Genomic DNA, 16961 nt, shown 5'->3' with positions numbered 1-16961 from the left:
CAACCCAGCCTACGGTGGACAGGTGCAAGGAGATCGCCAGCCCGGACTCAAGGGCTTCCTCGGCTTCGGCCTGCTGGGCGTCGGCGTGCTCTGGGACTGCCTGGCCGGCGTCTACCAGCCGGTCTGGCCGGCCTGGGCGGGGCTGGCGCTCACGCTCGGCCTGTACACGCTGCTGATCCTGGCTCCGCTGCCGGTCGCCGCCGCCCGCTGGGTGGTGGGCGCGATGGCCGCGTTGGTGACGGGCATGGCGCTGGTCTACGCGAACGGCTGGTTCTACCTGTTCCCGTTGCTCGCGCTGGCCTGCGCGCTGGTGCTTCAGGACCGGGCGGTACGGCTGGCGCTGGGCGCGCTGGCGGCGGTGACGGCGTTCGCGGTGTGGCGGGGCGGCGAGGGCATCGGGCCGATCATGGGCTTCGCCTGGGGGTCGTTCAGCACGGGCGTGGTGATGGCGGCGTTCCTGCGGCTGCACGTCGTGATCGCCGAGCTGAACCGCACCAGGGAACGGCTGGCCGAGGCGGCCGTGGCCGAGGAACGGCTGCGCTTCTCCCGGGACCTGCATGACCTGCTGGGCCACACGCTCTCGGTGATCGTGGTGAAGGCGGAGGCGGTGCGGCGGCTGGCCGTACGCGATCCTGAGCAGGCGGCGCGGCAGGCGGCCGACATCGAGTCGGTCGGGCGGCAGGCGCTGACCGAGGTGCGTGAGGCGGTGACCGGCTACCGCGAGGTCAGCCTGGCGGCTGAGCTGGAACGGGTCCGTGAGGCGCTGGAGGCGGCGGGCGTGGAGGTGGTCGTGCGCCGCGACGGCGCGCCGCGTTCCGCGCAGGCCGAGGCGCTGCTGTCGTGGGTGGCCCGCGAGGCGGCCACGAACATCCTGCGCCACAGCACCGCCGCCCACGCGCTCTTCGAGGTGGCCGGCGCCGCGCTCACCGTCCGCGATGACGGAACGCCCAAGCACCCGGACCGGCCGTCGGGCGGCGGCCTGCGCGGCCTGTCGGAACGCCTGGCCAGGGCCGGGGGCAGCGTCCACGCCGGTCCGCTGCCCGGCGGTGGCTACGAGGTGCGGGCGAGCCTGCCCGTCACGACTGCAGATAGCTGAGTACGGCCAGCACGCGCCGGCTGTAGCCGGTGGTGTGGGAGAGTCTCAGCTTGTCGAAGACGGCGTTGACGTGCTTTTCCACCGCGCTCTGCGACACGTGCAGGGCCTGGGCGATCGAGGCGTTGGTCAGCCCCTGGGCCATGTGCTCCAGCACCTGCCGCTCGCGCGCGGTCAGCCGCGACAGCGGATCGGTGTGGCTGGTACGCGCCAGGAGCTGCCGGACCACCTCCGGGTCGAACGCGGCGCCGCCCTCCCCCACCCGCTCCAGCGCGTCGAGGAAGTCGGCCACCTGCGCCACCCGATCCTTCAGCAGGTAGCCGACGCCGTCGACGCTGCCGGTCATGAGCTCGGTGGCGTACTTCTTCTCCACATATTGCGACAGGACGAGCACCTTGACCGACGGCCAGCGGCGCCGGATCTCCAGCGCCGCGCGCAGGCCCTCGTCGGTGTGGGTGGGCGGCATGCGCACGTCCACGACGACGATCTCCGGCTCGTGGACCTCGACGGCCGCGATGAGCGCCTGCCCGTCGCCGACGGCCGCGGGCACCTCGTGGCCCTCCTCGTGCAGCAGCCGTACCAGGCCCTCGCGCAGCAGTGTGGAGTCCTCGGCCAGGATCACCCGCATGGCAGCTCCGCGGTGATCACGGTGGGGCCACCGGCCGGGCTGTCCACGAGGAGCCTGCCGTCGATCGCGGCCACCCGCCGCGCCAGCCCGGACAGTCCCCCACCCGTGGGTACGGCGCCGCCGCACCCGTCGTCTTCGATACGCACGACGACCATTGTCCCGTCCTGCCGGATCTCCACGCTCACCCCGGTGGCGGCGGCGTGCTTGGCGGCGTTCGTGACCGTTTCCGAGACCACGAAGTAGGCGGCGGTCTCCACGGCCATCGGCGGCCGGGAGGTCAGGTCGCAGCGGACGTGCACGGGGACGCTCGATCGTTCGGCGACCCCGGCCAGCGCGTCGGCCAGGCCGAGGGTGTCCAGCCCGCTGGGGTAGACGCGCCAGGCGACCTCGCGCAGTTCGGCCAGCGCCCGCTGGGCGTCCTCGTGCGCCTGGGTCAGCAGTTCGGCCTTGCCGCCGCGGCGGGCGCGGCCGATGAGCATGGACAGCGCGACCAGGCGTTGCTGCAGCCCGTCGTGCAGGTCGCGTTCGATCCTGCGCCGCTCGGCGTCGACGGCGGCCACGATGCCCGCCCTGGTCTCGGCCAGTTGCTCGATGCGCCTTATGAGCGCGGCGGTGGGGTCGGGGGCGAGCATGTTGCGGACCAGGCGGCGCTCGACCACGCGTACACCGACAAGTCCTGAAATATCGAGGAACAGCAGGACGATGCCGATGAGGCCGAAGTAGAGCAGCAGCGGGACCGTGGGCAGCATCCCGTCGTGCGGCTCGTTGTGCGTCCACGCCCAGCCCGCACGGATCACGGTCGCGACACCGAGTTCCAGCAGCGACAGCACGAGGCCGCCGAGCAGCCCGAGCGGCGCCCGTGCGGCCAGGTAGGCCATGGCCCGCCCGGCGTCGGCGCTGTCGTCCACCGGCACCCGCAGCCGCCGAGCCTCGAACCGCGCGAGCCACAGCGCCGCCCGGTCCAGCGCGGTCGGCGAGGTGGCCCCGCGCACCTTCCGCAGGGCGCGGACCGGCGCGGCGACGATCAGGAAGAGGAGTTCGGCCACCGCGGTGAGGGCGCCGAGCGCGATCTCCCAGAGCAGGCGCAGCGCGTCAGCGACGCGCCCCATGCTTGCCCTTCCGCCGCTCGCTGAGGCGCATGCCGATGAAGATCAGCACGGCGAGCACCGCGAGGCCGAGCACGACCTTGCTCCCGATGCCCACGTACGCCTCGACCAGGTGCCAGCTCTCCCCCAGGTAATAGCCGGCGAGCACGAAGATGGAGTTCCAGATCGCGCTGCCTGCCAGCGTGAGCAGGGTGAAGGTGGGCAGCGGCATCCGCTCCACACCGGCCGGTACCGAGATGAGGCTGCGGAAGATGGGGATCATCCGCCCGAAGAAGACCGTCTTCTTCCCGTGCTTCTGGAACCAGGCCTCGGTCTTCTCGATGTCGGAGATCTTCACCAGAGGCAGCTTGCCCGCCAGGCGCAGCGTGCGTTCGCGGCCGAGCATCGCGCCCACCCAGTACAACACCAGCGCCCCGACCACCGAGCCCAGCGTCGTCCACACCAGCGCGTCGATGAGGTCCATCTCGCCACGGCTGGCGGTGAACCCGGACAGCGGCAGGATCACCTCACTCGGCAGCGGTGGAAAGAGGTTCTCCAGCGCGATCGCGAGGCCCGCCCCCGGTGCGCCCAGGGTCTCCATGAGGTCAACCACCCAGTCCGTCATGTCATGAAGGCTAGGCAAGATCCGGGTAAAGCGAGAATGAGGCGTACTCCCGAATCGTGGTGGGGTAAACCACAGGTCTATGTACCGTACACTGTACGGCTGTGACTTCCTTGGTACGGCATGCCGTCGTCTTCGAGCCCGGTGATCCACCACGAACAGGCACGATGGCCTTCCTCGACCCCAGCGGCGAGGACGGCGTCACGGTGGCCGAGCCGGATGGCGGTGCGGTGCGTACCCTCCGGGTTCCGGTGCGCAGAATTCCCGTTTCTGAAGCGGTCGCCGTGCTCGCCAGGGCCAGGACCGACCATGAGGCGCACCCAGCCGCCCGCTTCTGGGGCGCCGCCGCGCTGGTGGCGCTCCAGCTGGTGACCAGGGGGCGGATTCTGCCCGGGGTGTCGGCCGGCGACCACGACGCGTGGCGGGCGGGGCCGTTCGACGCCGCCGACGTGGCCAGGATCAGGGAGCTGGCCGACGCCATGCCCGCCGCGGCGCGAGCCGTACCGCTGGAGGAAGGCCCTGAGGGGCCGGTGCTGCCCGACGCGGAAAGTCTCGTGCGGGCCTTCCTCGACGCGGTCGCCGACGCGATGCCGCGCTCGCCCGGCGCGGTGCGCGCGACGGGAACCTCCGCGTTCGCGGCGATGCGTCCGGTAAAGGTGCCGCAGTTGCGCCCGTGGGCGGAGGAGGTCGCCGCGGGCCTCGATTCCGGGGTACGGCTGTCGCTGCGCGTGGAGTGCGACGACCCGGCCGGATCGGAGTTCCGTGCCGTGGTCCAGCTCCACAGCCTGGCCGACCCCTCGCTCGTGGTCGACGCGGCCGATCTGTGGGCCGGTGAGGACCCCGGCTTCGGCGCCCGCGCCAGGATCGAGACGATCATCGCCGTGCGCCGTGCCGCCAAGGCCTGGACCCGGCTGGAACGCCTGCTGGAGAGCGCTGTCCCCGACGAGCTCACCCTGACCGACGGCGACGTCGAAGAGCTGCTGGCCGGCGCGTCCACCCGGCTGACCGGCGCCGGCGTGGACGTGCACTGGCCCCGGTCGATGGTGCGCGGGCTCAGCGCCCGCGCCGTGCTGGGCGAGAGCGAGCAGGCGCCCTCCGACCTGCCGTCCTACCTGGGCGGCGCGCAGCTGACCAGCTTCAACTGGCAGCTCGCGCTGGGCGGGCAGCGGCTGACGGCGGCCGAGATGGACCAGCTCGCCGAGTCGCACCGCCCGGTCGTCCGCCTGCGCGACCAGTGGGTGCTCATCGACCCCGACCTGGCGCTCAAGGCCCGCCAGCGCGACCTCAAGCCGCTGAGCGGCATCGACGCCCTGGGCGCCGCGCTGACCGGCACGGTGGAGGTCGACGGCGAGCAGGTCGAGGTCGAGCCGAGCGCCTGGCTGCTGGAGCTGCGCGACCGGCTGGCCGAGCCCGAGGAGATCGGCGTGCCGTCCGGGCTGGCCGCGACGCTGCGCGACTACCAGCTGCGCGGCCTGCGCTGGCTGGCCAGGATGACCTCGCTGGGGCTGGGCGCGTGCCTGGCCGACGACATGGGCCTGGGCAAGACGATCACGCTGATCGCCCTGCACCTGCACCGGGGCGGTGGTCCCACACTGGTGGTCTGCCCGGCCTCGTTGCTGGGCAACTGGGAGCGGGAGATCACCCGGTTCGCGCCAGGCGTGCAGGTGCGCCGCTATCACGGGACAAATCGCGATTTGTCGGACGAAGGCTTTGTTCTGACGACATATGGCACGATGCGGTTGGATGCCGAGAAGCTGGCCGCCCATCCGTGGGACCTTCTCGTCGCCGACGAGGCCCAGCATGTCAAGAACCCCGCCTCCAGCACCGCCAAGGCGCTGCGCGACATCCCCGCCACCGCCCGCGTCGCGCTGACCGGCACCCCGGTCGAGAACAACCTGTCCGAACTGTGGGCGGTGCTCGACTGGACCACGCCGGGTCTGCTCGGCTCGCTGGCCCGCTTCCGCGCCCGCTGGGCCAAACCGGTCGAGTCCGGCGACTCCGTGGCGGCCGAGCGGCTGGCCAAGCTGGTCGGGCCGTTCCTGCTGCGGCGCCGTAAGTCCGACCCCGGCATCGCGCCCGAACTGCCGCCCAAGACCGAGACCGACCGGCCCGTGCCGCTCACCACCGAGCAGGCCGCGCTCTACGAGGCGGTCGTGCGCGAGATCATGGAGCAGATCGAGTCCGCCGAGGGCATGGCCAGGCGCGGGCTGATCGTCAAGCTCCTGACCGGGCTCAAGCAGATCTGCAACCACCCCGCCCAGTACCTGCACGAGGCGACGCCGCAGCTCACCGGCCGCTCGGGCAAGCTGGAGCTCCTCGACGAGCTGCTCGACACCATCACCGCCGAGGACGGCGCGGTGCTGGTCTTCACCCAGTACGTGGCCATGGCCAGGCTGCTGGAGAAGCACCTGGCCGCACGGGGCGTCGCCACCCAGCTCCTGCACGGCGGCACCCCGGTGCCCAAACGCGAGGAGATGGTCCAGCGCTTCCAGGACGGCGAGGTCCCCGTCTTCCTGCTCTCCCTCAAAGCCGCCGGAACGGGGCTCAACCTCACCCGCGCCGACCACGTCATCCACTTCGACCGCTGGTGGAACCCGGCCGTCGAAGACCAGGCCACCGACCGCGCCTACCGCATCGGCCAGACCCGGCCCGTCCAGGTCCACCGGCTGATCACCGAAGGCACCATCGAGGACCGCATCGCCGAGATGCTCGCCGCCAAACGCTCGCTGGCCGAGGCCGTGCTGGCCGGCGGCGAGGCCGCCCTCACCGAACTCACCGACGCCGAACTCGCGACCCTGGTGGAGCTGAGATGACCGCCGTCAAGGGATTTCCCGCCTTCCCGCCGCAACGCGCCGGGGCCCGCTTCGCCACCTCCTGGTGGGGTCTGGCGTGGATCAAGGCCATGGAGGACACCTCCCTGGACCACACCCTCCTTCGCAAAGGCCGCGCCTACGCCAAGACCGGGCAGGTCGGGCCCATCGCCGTCTCCCCCGGACGGCTGGCGGCCACGACCGAGGGCGAGTACGACACCGTCGTCCGCGTCGCCCAGCTCACCGACGCCGAATGGGAACGTTTCCTCGACCAGGTGGCCGCCCAGTCGGGGCACATCGCCGCGCTCCTGGACGGGGAGGTGCCGCACGCCCTGGTCGAAGCGGCCGAGGACGCCGCCGTCCCGCTGCTGCCGACGGTCGGCGACCTGGAGCCCGAGTGCGACTGCCCCGACTGGGGGCATCCGTGCAAGCACGCCGCCGCCCTGTGCTACCAGACGTCCTGGCTGCTGGACGGCGATCCGTTCATGCTGCTTCTGCTGCGGGGGCGGGGCCGTACCGAACTGCTGGAGGCCCTTCAGCTACGCGACGCCCCGACGCCCGCCGCGACGGGCATGTCGGCATTGGCGGCGTTCTCGCTGGGCGTCCCCCCGCTGCCCGCACCTCCGCCCGTCGCGGTGGAATACGTCCCGCTGGAGCTGGAGGAGGCCGCGGGCGTGGACGTCGCGGCCCTGAAGGTGCTGGCCGCGTCGGCGTCCGCGCGGGCGCGAGATCTGCTGTCGGGCGGCAGCCCCGCCGTCCTCACCGAACGTCAGGACCGCGTCCGGCTGGCCGCCGAGCACGACCTGGACATCGGCGACGCGCCCGCGGTCCTCGCCTGGCAGTACGGCGGGCCGGCCGGCCTGGAGGTGCTGGAACACGCCTGGACCCCCGGCAGGCAGGAACTGGCCAGAGCCGAGGCCGCCTGGCAGCGCGAGGAACTGCCGCCCGTGCAGGCCGCCCGCAACCGCTGGACGCTGGGCTCCCTGCAGTTGCGGCTGGGGCGGGACGGCCGCTGGTATCCGTTCACGCTGCGCGAGGGCGAGTGGTGGCCCTCCGGAGCACCAGAACGCGACCCCGCGGCCCTCGCCTACTGACCGGCCGCGTAGCTCTAGTCGCGTAGCCAGGACTCCAGGGAGTCGGCCTCCTGGAGAGTTCTGAAGCGACGCGGGCCTGCTCCTCCGAGGTCAGCGAGAGCGCCTTCAGGTCGGTGATCAGGTCGTCCATCCTGTGACGCTCGTCCAGGGCGATGGCCAGCTCGATCATCGTGGCCAGGGCGAGCGCGCGATCCACCGCCGGCGCGTCGTCGGCGTGCCGGCGCAGCGCGGAGGTCAGGGCGCGGAAGGCGGCCCGGTCGTCGTTCTTGAACTCCCGCAGGATCCGCGCGTTGTCGATCGCCTGGGCCAGGCGGGGCAGGCTCCTGTCGCCGCCGTACTCCAGCTCCATGGGCTCGTCGCGCTGGATGAAGATGATCGAGTTGCCCGACGGGTCGATGAGCGTGAAGCGGGAGGCGCCTTTGCGGTAGCGGGTGATGCGCGGCCGTCCCGACGCCAGCACCTTTCCGTAGGCGCCGCGCATCGCGGCGCTGAAATGTTGATGGTACGGCGCCGCCGCGTCGATCATCACCAGGCAGCCACCGCCGTCTTCGTTGGCCGGGTCCATGCCCTCGGGCGGCTTGCCGAAGTGGAGCTCGACGTTGCTCCACCGCAGCGCCAGGTACAGGTACGGCTTGGTCATCTTGTACGTGACCTCGAACCCGAGCGCCTGGTAGAACTCCAGCGTCTCGTCGAGGGACACACACGGCAGGACCGGGATGGTGGTCTCGTTCTGCGGCATCGTTGGAGTCACGGGGTGAGGGTAGGCCGGATCACGAAATCTCGCCTATGGACCGGTCCAAAGCGGCAAGTAGGATGCCCGTGTGTCCTATGAGATCTTGACCGTCGCGCTCGCCCAGACCTCTGCCGTGGCCGGCGATGTGGTCGCCAACGCTCGTGCCGCCGCTGCCTCGATCGAGACCGCTGCCGCTTCTGGCGCGAGCCTGGTCTTGTTTCCTGAACTCTCACTAATCGGCTATGACCTTGACCTTCTTGATGATCCTGGCGTTTGGGTGACTGATGGTGACCCTCGGCTGGATGTCGTGCGCGGGGCCGTACAGGAGGGTGGGCTGACGGCGGTCGTCGGCGCGGCCTACCGGCACCCCGACGGGACTGCGTGGCTCGCGTCGCTGGCGTTCTCGCCGGACGGGCGGGTGCACGTGCACGGAAAGTGTCATCTGCATGGGCGTGAGCGGGAGCTGTTCCGGGCTGCCGGGGCGGGGGCGCTGCTCGACGTGGATGGGTGGCGGGTGGCGCTGGCCATCTGCTACGACGCTGGTGTGCCTGGGCATGCGGAGGATGCGGCTCGGCGGGGGGCTGAGGTTTACGCGGGGTCGGCGTTGTACACGCTGGAGGAGGCTCGCCGGATCGATCTGCATTTCGGGGCGCGGGCGATGGATCACCGGATGTTCGCCGTGGTGGCCAATTATGCTGGTCGTGGGGCGGGGTGGGTGTCGTGCGGGGGTAGTGGCGCCTGGCATCCGGACGGGACCCGGCTCACCCAGGCCGCTACCGGTCCTGGGGTGTTCACTGCTGTGTTGTCGCGGGCTGAGATGGCGGGATTGCGGGAGAAGGACGCTCGTGCGGGGTACCCGCGCGCCGAGTACCAGCGTGCGGCGGACACCCCGTAGCCGCGGCCAGCCTGGACAGGGTGGCTGTACTGAGCCGGGTCGCTCGGTGCTTCGGCTTCCGACTATCGGGCCTCGAATAAACTGCGCGGCATGGACGCGTTCGACGGCATCCTCGCCGCATGGCAGCGGGAACGGCCCGATCTGGATCTTTCGCCCATCGGGGTGTTCGGGCGGCTCGCCGGGGTGACACGGCGGATCGAGACTGCGGTCGAGGAGGTGTTCGCCCGGCACGGGCTGCGGCAGGGCGAATTCGACGTGCTGGCGGCGCTTCGGCGATCCGGCCCGCCGTACACGCTGATCCCGTCGGAACTGGCGGCGGTGCTGATGATGTCCCGCGCCGGAATGACGAACCGCCTGGACCGTTTGGAAGCGGCAGGCTTCATCGAACGCACCCTGGACGCCGCCGACCGCCGCAGCTTCCGCATCACCCTCACAGAACAGGGCCGCCAAGTAATCGACGAAACCCTAACCGAACACGCGGCTACTCTGGCCCGCCTGGCCGCCACCCTCTCCCCCGAAGACACCGCCACCCTCGACCGCATCACCCGCACCATACTCACCAACCTGGACACCTAACCCACCCCATCACCACCTCCGCCACCCCTCAGCCACCCACCCACCCCTCAGCCCCGGCCTCCCCGCTTGCCCCGCCCACCCCGACCACCTCCAGCCCCCGCAGCCCCGGCCGCCCCGCCCACCCCGACCACGTCCAGCCCCCGCAGCCCCGGCCTCCCCCGCCGGCCCGTCCGTCGCCGGCCCCTCCGCCCCGCCCCGCCCCCCCGCCCCCCCGCCCGCGCCCCGCCACTCCACAGCGCCTGACCTTTCCTTTTCCCGGCCGAGGGGCCCGTAGCCCGCACCCCACCCGAACCAGAGCCCACATCGATCCGCACCCGATCCACCCCGCGCGTCAACCCCGAGCCACAGCGGCCCCCAGCCCGTGCCCCAGCCCGGAGCCGCCACGGTCCCAGCCCGTGAGCCCGTGCCCCAAGCCCGTGATCCCGCGCGTCAACCCTGAGCCACAGCGGTGCTCGGCCCGTGAGCCCGTGCCCCAACCCTGAGCCGCCACCGGCCCCGACCAGCGTTGTGACCACGCGGCGCAAACCCGAGGCGCGAGCAGTAGCGGGCCAGGCAGGCGTGCTGGCCTGCTTGCCTGGCCACGCAACGTGCATAGCCGAACGGTCCTGGTGCGGCCCGGTCAAAGCGGGTTGGGTCGTCGAGAAGGTGTCAGGTTGCCTAGCCGCGCGCTAAGATGGCGATCAAACAACATGGCCACACGACGAGGGGTTCCAGGCGATGGCGACGGGCAGCTCGAAGTTCGAGGTGACCCCTGTGGTCAAGAAGAGCGCGGCGGTGCAGGTCGCCGACCAGCTCGTGGTGGCCATCCGCGACGGGCACCTCAAGCCGGGTGACAAGCTGCCGCCCGAACGCGAGCTCGCGCAGAACTTCGACGTCAGCCGCCCGACCATCAGGGAAGCACTGGCAGCCCTTGAGCTTGCCGGGCTGGCCAAGTCGCACAAGGGTAGAGGGACGATCGTCACTGGATCGTCCGCCGTCGTGGCCACCTGGGGTGTTGAGGTGCTGCCGCCACAGGTGTTCGAAGCCCGGCTGGCCATCGAACCGGCCCTGGCGGCACTGGCCGCCGAGAAGCGTTATCCCGAGGACCTCGACGCGTTGGAGTCAACGCTGGCGGAGCTCGAGGACGAATACGCGCGGACCGGGGCGTACGTCAGCGACCTGCCCCTCCACCGCGCCATCGCCCGCGCGGCCCGTAACCCGATCCTCGAGAAGTCCCTGGAGGAGGCGCTGCGCCACCTCGACGGCCCCCTGTGGTCGGAGCTTCGCCGCCGCGCCCTGTCCACGCCGAGTGCGCGAGGCGGACATGTGGCCGAGTTCCGCCTGGTGTTCGAGCACATCGCGGCGGGCCGGGCCGAAGAGGCGGCGGACGTATGGCGCCAGCACCTCCACCTCTACCGCAGCGAGATCATCGGTTCCCCGTCCGCCTGACCGCGGCGCGCGGCTGGCCTGTCCGGCGCTCGATGCCGTCCGGGGTGTCGGCGATACTGTGGGCGTGGAGTACGTGTCCAGAGTGCCGCGGCCGCCGCTGGACGGGCTGATCGACGACCTTTACTACCTTGAGGGTGCGCCGCCGTACGCCCGGCTGATGTTGCCGCCGTCACCGGCGGCGTTGCTCATCGTCAACCTCGGGACGCCGTTCCGCATCCGCGCCGGCATCGACGTCGAGACGGCCGAGTACGCCGACGGCTGCGTGATCACGATGCCCACCCGGGCCTTCGAGTTCGGCTATCCGCCGGGGACCCGGTCAGTGGGTGTGCACTTCAAGCCGTGGGGGCTGGCGCCGTTCCTGCCGATGCCGGCGGGCGAGCTGTGTGACCGGCCGGTGACGGTGGAGCAGGTTTGGGGCCGGCCCGCGATTGCTGGGCTGCGGGATCGGCTGGCGACGGCGGCCGGGCCGTACGAGATGCTGACGCTTCTCGAAGAGGAGCTGATGCGACGGATGTGTGAGACCGCGGGCCTGGGGCTGGTGCGTCATGCGAGCAGCGTCATCGCGGCGGCCGGCGGGGCGGTGGCGATCGGCGACCTGAGCGTGGCGGCCGGTGTCAGCAGCACTCATCTGGCGCAGCGGTTCAAGGAGCTCATCGGGGTCACGCCGAAGCGCCTGGCCCGCTCCTACCGCTTCACCGCCGCCGTGTTCGCGATCAACCCCGCCGGACCGGTCGACTGGGGCGACCTCGCCGGTGGCGCGGGCTATTTTGACCAGGCCCATTTCGGCCACGAGTTCCGGGCTTTCACCGGGCTCACGCCGACCCGGTACGTCGAAGTGCGGCGGCGGTTCCTGCGCGAACATCCCGGTCACGTGCTGGACGGCTGGCCGCTGCCGGCCGATTGATTTCTTACAAGAGTGACAGCTCGCGACCCGCTAATTTGGGGCACCCCAAAGCAGAGGAGAGCCCCGTGGGCAAGGTGGTCATGTACGCCTCGGTGTCGGTGGACGGCTTCGTCGCGGACGAGAATGATCAGCCCGGACCGCTGTTCGACTGGTTGACCAGCGGTGACGTTCCGCTGGACGAGAGCGGCGAGCTGAAGGTGTCGCAGGCCTCCTACGATCACACCCGGGCGTACTGGGACCAGATCGGGGTGACCATCGCGGGCCGCCACGTGTTCGACATGACGGACGGCTGGGACGGGAAGCCTCCGGGCGGGATCGACCACGTGGTCGTCGTGACCCGTCGGCCGGCGCCCGAGGGCTGGGATCCCGAGACGCCGTTTCACTTCGTCGACGGGGTCGAGGCAGCGGTGGCCAAGGCGCAGGAGCTTGCGGGTGACCGCTTGGTCGAGGTCGCCGCCGGCGACGTCGGTGGCCAGGTGCTCGCCGCGGGGCTGGTCGACGAGGTGCGCATGGACGTCGTACCCGTGGTGTTCGGGTCCGGCAAGCGCTACTTCGGGTCGGTCGGCGCGCAGCACCTGTTGGAGGATCCTGACGTGGTGATTCACGGCAACCGGGTGCTTCACCTGCGCTATCGGGTGCGCCGTTGACCGAGTCCACCGTGAATGGTGATCGGGCCTCCGGCTGCGTCTGAGCATCGTTGTCCCCGCTCGGGCAGCCGACGCCGATCCGCCCCAGCACCTCGCCGCGGCCCCTGGACGGTGAACGAGGCATTGTCGTGGGAGGTTGCGTTCCTCGCACCGCGGGTGGCTGCGCTCAGCCAGGTACGCGCACCGCTCGGGTTGATGTCACCGGAGGTGACGTACCAACTCATGGAGTGTTTGGCGTAGTTCAGCGGCTTTGCGATGGGCGGCCGGGTCGGCTTCGGTGGTGATACGGGCGGGAGTCCCCTCGCCGAGGTGGACGTAGCGGCCGAGGCCGGCCAGTCGCCAGCATGATCGCTTACGTCGGTTCCAACGGAAACCGCAGGTAGCCTGGCATGGCGGGCACGTTGACCTGGCAGAACGCCGCGCGAAGCGTCAGGGTCCCCCCGCCCGCCCCCTCGACCGACTGGAGACCTGTGTTCAAGGCAACCGGCAGACGATCAGTGGTGCTCGCCACCCTCATGGCCACCGGGCTCGCACTGACCACCGCGACCACGGCCGCGGCGAGCACCGGCCGCCCCGCGATCATCGGTGGAAAAGCCGCGACGGAGACCTACTCGTTCATGGTCTCCTTCCAGCTGCGGAAACTACCCGAGCACCACTGCGGCGGCTCCCTCATCGCCCCGGACTGGGTCGTCACCGCCGCCCACTGCAAGGGACTCATGAAGCCCGGCAGGACGCAGGTGCGGGTCGGCTCACTCGAGCGTGACACGGGCGGAGCTCTCACCAGCGTCAAACGCGTCATCACCCACCCCAACCAGGACAAGCCCGGTATGCGCGGGGAGCCCAAGGACGACATCCTGCTGGTCCAGCTGGATCGGCCGGTAGACCTCGAGCCCATCCGCATCGCCGACGGCCCGGGCCGGGTAGGCGAGCCGAGCCGCGTCATCGGCTGGGGCATGACATGCGACGACCACGACGATCCGACCTGCTCGAACGGTTCACGACGGCTGCAGGAACTCGACACCGTACGCGTACCCGACACCCGCTGCTCCTCCCTCAACCGTGGCGAGGAACTGTGCACCGGCGAGCTCAACGGCCGCGCTGCCAGCGCCTGCAACGGCGACTCAGGCGGACCACAGATCCGCAGCGTCGGCGGCCGATGGGAGCTGATCGGAGCCACCTCACGCGACGGCGACGACATCGAGGACCGCATGAACGGCGACGCCGGCTGCGCCACCAACCCCAGCGGCGGGCCAGGAGTCGGCATCTGGACCGACGTGACCCACTACCGTTCCTGGATCACCGACACCATCAGAGCACACAGCGCCTCCTGACCATCTACCGGACCATCGCGGTCGGCGGTGGAGCGCCCCTTCTTCCGGCGTTTCCAGGCCTGCGTCCGGCACTTCGCCGAACGCATCACGAAGCGCTCGCACTCGTCCTGGTAGCGGCCGGGATGCGCGTGGTCGGCGTCCTGTCCGGGAACGGGACCACCATCGGCACCGCGCTTGGGGGTTATCGGGCTTCTTCCGCGGAGGAGGTGCTTCCGGCCTCCGGGTCGGCTGGGTCCCAGGTCACATGCGGCGAACCCGCCAGCGCAGTGGAGTCGAAGTACCCGGGCTCCAGGACGCGCTCGGTGAACTTCCAGCCGTCCGGGGTGCGCTGATAGCGGTCGTGGAACAGGCCGTACATGACGACCGACCTGCCTCGCGCTGGCGACCGATCTCGAAGACGGATTCCCGGCCGGTCGCGGTGTCACCATCGAGCTGGATCGCGCCCGGGTGCACGTTCTGCACCCAGAACTCCCAGGCACCCTGCAGCCGTTCGACACCAGCGCGGATCTCCTCCCGCCCGATGAACTCGATGTTGGCGGGCGGGATCCGCCACACCGCCTCCCCGGTGAACAGCGACGCGAAACGGTCGAAGTCGCCCATCATTGCCGCGTCGGCGTGCTCGCCCCCGCAGCGCCTCGATCACGACCCGGTCGGCGACACTCTGCAGATCCGTCATCGGATTCCTCTCCTGCGAACGTGATGATCTTCTTGCCGCAGTGGCGGCTGCAGATCATGGACGAATGTGTCCAACACGTCGGGACGTACGACGGACGTGATGGGGCTCACACCGCAACGGCGAATGAGCGCTCGACCAGACCGGGCGGAGCGCGATCCCGAACTTCTCGTACTCCTTGAGGCTGAGATCGGCGAGGCCGCGGGCGATCCACTCCACGGCAGCATCTCCAGCCGCTGGCACCGCACCGGCCGGCCCACCCGGCGGGCACGTCGGTGCGGCTGCTCACGTGGTTGGGGCACACGTCGGCGATCTGGTCGAACCACCACGGCGACAGCTGGGTCACTAGCCCGGGACTCGTAGACGGAGACGCGGTTGGTGGTTCCCAGCCGTTACGGCGCCCGCTTGACCTCAAGGCTGGTTGAGGTACCAGACTGCCCGGCATGAACATTGTTGAAGTGACCAGGTTCGGTGGTCCGGAAGTCCTGCGGGTTCGTCAGTCCTCGCCGGTGACCGCCGGGCCGGAAGAGGTCGTGATCGAGGTGCGCGCGGCCGACGTGTTGTCGATCGAGGTGCAGTTGCGCACCGGCTGGGGACGGGAGTGGTTCGGCACCCGGCCGCCCTACGTTCCCGGGACGGCCGTGGCGGGGGTGGTCCGGTCGGCGCCGGAGGCCGGATCCTGGGAAGGGCGGCGGGTCGCCGCGCTTCTGCCCGGCGGCGGGTATGCCGAGCAGGTGGCCGCGCCCCTGTCCGCGCTTGTGGAGGTGCCGGAGAACGTCTCGCTGATCTCGGCCGCCGCCCTGCTCCAGGTGGGACCGGCGGCGCTCAGCCTTCTCGATGCCGCCGAGCTCAAGCCGGGCGCGCGGGTGCTGGTGACCGGGGCGGGAGGGGCGCTCGGGCTGGTGCTCGTGGAACTGGCGGCCAGGGCGGGCGCCCATGTGGTCGGCGCCGCCCGGGGTCCGGCCAAGCGGGCCCGTGCCCTCTCGCTGGGTGCCTCGTCCGTGGTGGACTACCCGGACCTGGCCTCCGGAGACCTGGAGTTCGACGCCGTCTTCGACGGGGTGGGCGGGCAGGTGGGGGCCGACGCCTTCGCGCTGACCGCCCCGGGTGGGGTGTTCTTCGGCTACGGGGTGCTCAGCGGCGAGTTCGCGGCCGTCGGTCCCGACGAGGCGGAGCGGCGCGGGGTGCGGCTGGTGGGGATCGAGCAGGTGCAGTTCACGCCTGAGGCGCTGCATCGGCTGGCGGAGCGGACGCTGACCGCCGGGATCACACCCACGATCGGGCTGGCGGTGCCGCTGGACCAGGCGCATCGGGCCCACGCGGCTCTGGAGGCGCGGGACGTGGTCGGCAAGGCGGTGCTGGTGACCCACGGGCGGGCGGTGCGCTACTCCGAGCACGGCGGCGCCGAGGTGCTGCGGGTCGACGAGGTGCCGATCCCCGTGCCCGGCCCCGGCCAGGTGCGGGTGGCGGTCAGGGCGGCCGGGGTCAATGCCGTGGACTGGAAGATCCGCGGCGGCGCCTTCGGCATCCCACTGGACGGGCCCACAGGCACGGGGCTGGAGTTCTCCGGCGTCATCGACGCGATCGGACCAGACGTGGACGGCGCGGACGCGGGATGGTTGCGCGTCGGGCAGGAGGTGGTGGGGCGGCACGGTGGGGCGCTGGCCGACTATGTGCTGGCCGTACCGGATGATCTGGTTCTCAAGCCTGACGGGCTCACCCATGTCGAGGCGGCGGCGTTGCCGGTGGCGGTGGAGACGGCGGCGCGGGCGCTGGGGCTGCTCGGGCTTGAGGAGGGGCGGACGTTGCTCATCCATGCCGTCGCGGGCGGTGTCGGGTTGGCCGCCGCTCAAGTGGCCATCCGGGCGGGACTTCGAGTTGTCGGTACGGCCAGCGAACCCCACCACCCCTACCTGAAAGGCCTGGGCGTGCACCCGGTGACCTACGGCGAGGGGCTGGAGGAGCGGATCGGGGAGCCGGTGGACCTGGTGCTGGACGCCTCGGGCAGGGATGTGGTGGCGATGTCGGTCCGGCTCACCGGCGATCCGGACAAGGTGGTCAGCATCGCCGACCCTGGTGCGAGCAGCCACGGGGCGCGCTTCTCCAGCGGATCATCCAATCCCATCAAGCTTCGCGAAATTGCGGGAGAAATCGCCACCACCCGCCTCCCCATCGCCGCCGAGTTCCCCCTCGAAGAAGCCGCCGACGCCCACCGGCTCAGCGAGCACGGCCACTTCCTCGGCAAGATCGTGGTCAATGTGGAAGCGAACGTCTCCCGTTAACGGGTGCCACCGGGATGCGGCGGCCATGGGGCCAACCTTCGACGTGGAGAACGATCTCTGGGGAACTGCGCCCATTGATGACCGCGTACGAGACCTCTGTGGCGCCGCTCCCTGGGCGTGCCTGAACCTCGTCTCGCGGGCAGTGCCAGGAGAGAAGGCT

At 70.9% G+C, this 16961-nt stretch carries 15 protein-coding genes and 1 pseudogene; 10 read left to right on the top strand and 6 right to left on the bottom strand.

Going from position 1 to position 16961, the window contains the following annotated elements; genetic code table 11:
• Positions 1 to 22: 22 nt before the first annotated feature.
• Positions 23 to 1096, top strand: a complete 1074-nt coding sequence (locus HNR40_RS57485; RefSeq protein ID WP_221341230.1) for a sensor histidine kinase — start codon at positions 23 to 25, stop codon at positions 1094 to 1096.
• Here HNR40_RS57485 and HNR40_RS34895 read toward each other — a convergent pair.
• From HNR40_RS34895 to HNR40_RS34885, 3 genes are read right to left on the bottom strand one after another with little or no spacing between them, the layout of a single operon-like run.
• A complete protein-coding gene (locus HNR40_RS34895; RefSeq protein WP_184969065.1) occupies positions 1077 to 1721 on the bottom strand; it encodes a response regulator in 645 nt (214 codons plus the stop codon). The genes HNR40_RS57485 and HNR40_RS34895 overlap by 20 nt on opposite strands.
• Complete coding sequence (locus HNR40_RS34890) at positions 1712 to 2830, bottom strand: sensor histidine kinase (protein WP_184969063.1); 1119 nt, start codon at positions 2828 to 2830, stop codon at positions 1712 to 1714. The genes HNR40_RS34895 and HNR40_RS34890 overlap by 10 nt, the downstream gene beginning before the upstream one ends.
• Complete coding sequence (locus tag HNR40_RS34885) at positions 2814 to 3431, bottom strand: DedA family protein (RefSeq protein WP_184969061.1); 618 nt, start codon at positions 3429 to 3431, stop codon at positions 2814 to 2816. The genes HNR40_RS34890 and HNR40_RS34885 overlap by 17 nt, the downstream gene beginning before the upstream one ends.
• A gap of 101 nt (positions 3432 to 3532) precedes the next feature.
• On the opposite strand from HNR40_RS34885, the gene HNR40_RS34880 reads away from it, so the two are divergent.
• Complete coding sequence (locus HNR40_RS34880) at positions 3533 to 6241, top strand: SCO1167/SCO6262 family helicase (protein WP_312896628.1); 2709 nt, start codon at positions 3533 to 3535, stop codon at positions 6239 to 6241.
• Positions 6238 to 7332, top strand: a complete 1095-nt coding sequence (locus tag HNR40_RS34875) for an SWIM zinc finger family protein (RefSeq protein ID WP_184969059.1) — start codon at positions 6238 to 6240, stop codon at positions 7330 to 7332. Before HNR40_RS34880 ends, HNR40_RS34875 begins: the two co-directional genes overlap by 4 nt.
• On the opposite strand, the gene HNR40_RS34870 is transcribed toward HNR40_RS34875, so the two are convergent.
• Complete coding sequence (locus HNR40_RS34870) at positions 7262 to 8083, bottom strand: DUF8817 family protein (RefSeq protein WP_184969057.1); 822 nt, start codon at positions 8081 to 8083, stop codon at positions 7262 to 7264. The two genes, HNR40_RS34875 and HNR40_RS34870, sit on opposite strands and share 71 nt — an antisense overlap.
• Before the next feature lie 70 nt (positions 8084 to 8153).
• Here HNR40_RS34870 and HNR40_RS34865 point away from each other — a divergent pair, with 70 nt between their 5' ends.
• The 6 genes from HNR40_RS34865 (at position 8154) to HNR40_RS34840 (ending at position 13846) form a co-directional block, all read left to right on the top strand.
• Positions 8154 to 8960: a carbon-nitrogen hydrolase family protein gene (locus tag HNR40_RS34865; RefSeq protein ID WP_184969055.1), complete on the top strand. Its 807-nt coding sequence runs from the start codon at positions 8154 to 8156 to the stop codon at positions 8958 to 8960.
• 90 nt (positions 8961 to 9050) lie between these two features.
• Positions 9051 to 9536, top strand: coding sequence for a MarR family winged helix-turn-helix transcriptional regulator (locus tag HNR40_RS34860; RefSeq protein WP_184969053.1), 486 nt, complete (start codon positions 9051 to 9053; stop codon positions 9534 to 9536).
• Positions 9537 to 10253: 717 nt separating this feature from the next.
• Entirely contained in the window at positions 10254 to 10964 is a 711-nt protein-coding gene (locus HNR40_RS34855) for a FadR/GntR family transcriptional regulator (RefSeq protein WP_184969051.1), read from the top strand.
• A gap of 64 nt (positions 10965 to 11028) precedes the next feature.
• Positions 11029 to 11868, top strand: a complete 840-nt coding sequence (locus tag HNR40_RS57480) for a helix-turn-helix domain-containing protein (RefSeq protein ID WP_221341229.1) — start codon at positions 11029 to 11031, stop codon at positions 11866 to 11868.
• A 65-nt stretch (positions 11869 to 11933) separates the two neighbouring features.
• Positions 11934 to 12515: a dihydrofolate reductase family protein gene (locus HNR40_RS57475; RefSeq protein ID WP_184969049.1), complete on the top strand. Its 582-nt coding sequence runs from the start codon at positions 11934 to 11936 to the stop codon at positions 12513 to 12515.
• Between the two features lie 470 nt (positions 12516 to 12985).
• Entirely contained in the window at positions 12986 to 13846 is an 861-nt protein-coding gene (locus tag HNR40_RS34840; RefSeq protein WP_221341228.1) for a S1 family peptidase, read from the top strand.
• Between the two features lie 181 nt (positions 13847 to 14027).
• Here HNR40_RS34840 and HNR40_RS55270 read toward each other — a convergent pair whose 3' ends face one another.
• Both HNR40_RS55270 and HNR40_RS57930 read right to left on the bottom strand, forming a co-directional pair.
• A complete protein-coding gene (locus HNR40_RS55270; RefSeq protein WP_246509786.1) occupies positions 14028 to 14204 on the bottom strand; it encodes a nuclear transport factor 2 family protein in 177 nt (58 codons plus the stop codon).
• 53 nt (positions 14205 to 14257) lie between these two features.
• Positions 14258 to 14446 (bottom strand): annotated as a pseudogene (locus HNR40_RS57930) (nuclear transport factor 2 family protein); the annotation flags it as partial.
• Between the two features lie 516 nt (positions 14447 to 14962).
• Between HNR40_RS57930 and HNR40_RS53795 the strand changes: the two are divergent.
• Entirely contained in the window at positions 14963 to 16801 is a 1839-nt protein-coding gene (locus HNR40_RS53795) for a zinc-binding dehydrogenase (RefSeq protein ID WP_221341226.1), read from the top strand.
• Positions 16802 to 16961: the final 160 nt, after the last annotated feature.

This window comes from Nonomuraea endophytica (assembly GCF_014203235.1).
GTDB lineage: Bacteria > Actinomycetota > Actinomycetes > Streptosporangiales > Streptosporangiaceae > Nonomuraea > Nonomuraea endophytica.
This window is presented reverse-complemented; position numbering and strand designations above follow the sequence as displayed.

Excerpts from the sequence above, each read along its gene's own strand:
- HNR40_RS53795 (WP_221341226.1), top strand. The coding sequence starts at position 14,963 with ATGAACATTGTTGAAGTGACCAGGTTCGGTGGTCCGGAAGTCCTGCGG.
- HNR40_RS55270 (WP_246509786.1), bottom strand. The coding sequence starts at position 14,204 with ATGTACGGCCTGTTCCACGACCGCTATCAGCGCACCCCGGACGGCTGG.
- HNR40_RS34860 (WP_184969053.1), top strand. The coding sequence starts at position 9,051 with ATGGACGCGTTCGACGGCATCCTCGCCGCATGGCAGCGGGAACGGCCC.
- HNR40_RS34885 (WP_184969061.1), bottom strand. The coding sequence starts at position 3,431 with ATGACGGACTGGGTGGTTGACCTCATGGAGACCCTGGGCGCACCGGGG.
- HNR40_RS34875 (WP_184969059.1), top strand. The coding sequence starts at position 6,238 with ATGACCGCCGTCAAGGGATTTCCCGCCTTCCCGCCGCAACGCGCCGGG.
- HNR40_RS34895 (WP_184969065.1), bottom strand. The coding sequence starts at position 1,721 with ATGCGGGTGATCCTGGCCGAGGACTCCACACTGCTGCGCGAGGGCCTG.
- HNR40_RS34855 (WP_184969051.1), top strand. The coding sequence starts at position 10,254 with ATGGCGACGGGCAGCTCGAAGTTCGAGGTGACCCCTGTGGTCAAGAAG.
- HNR40_RS34890 (WP_184969063.1), bottom strand. The coding sequence starts at position 2,830 with ATGGGGCGCGTCGCTGACGCGCTGCGCCTGCTCTGGGAGATCGCGCTC.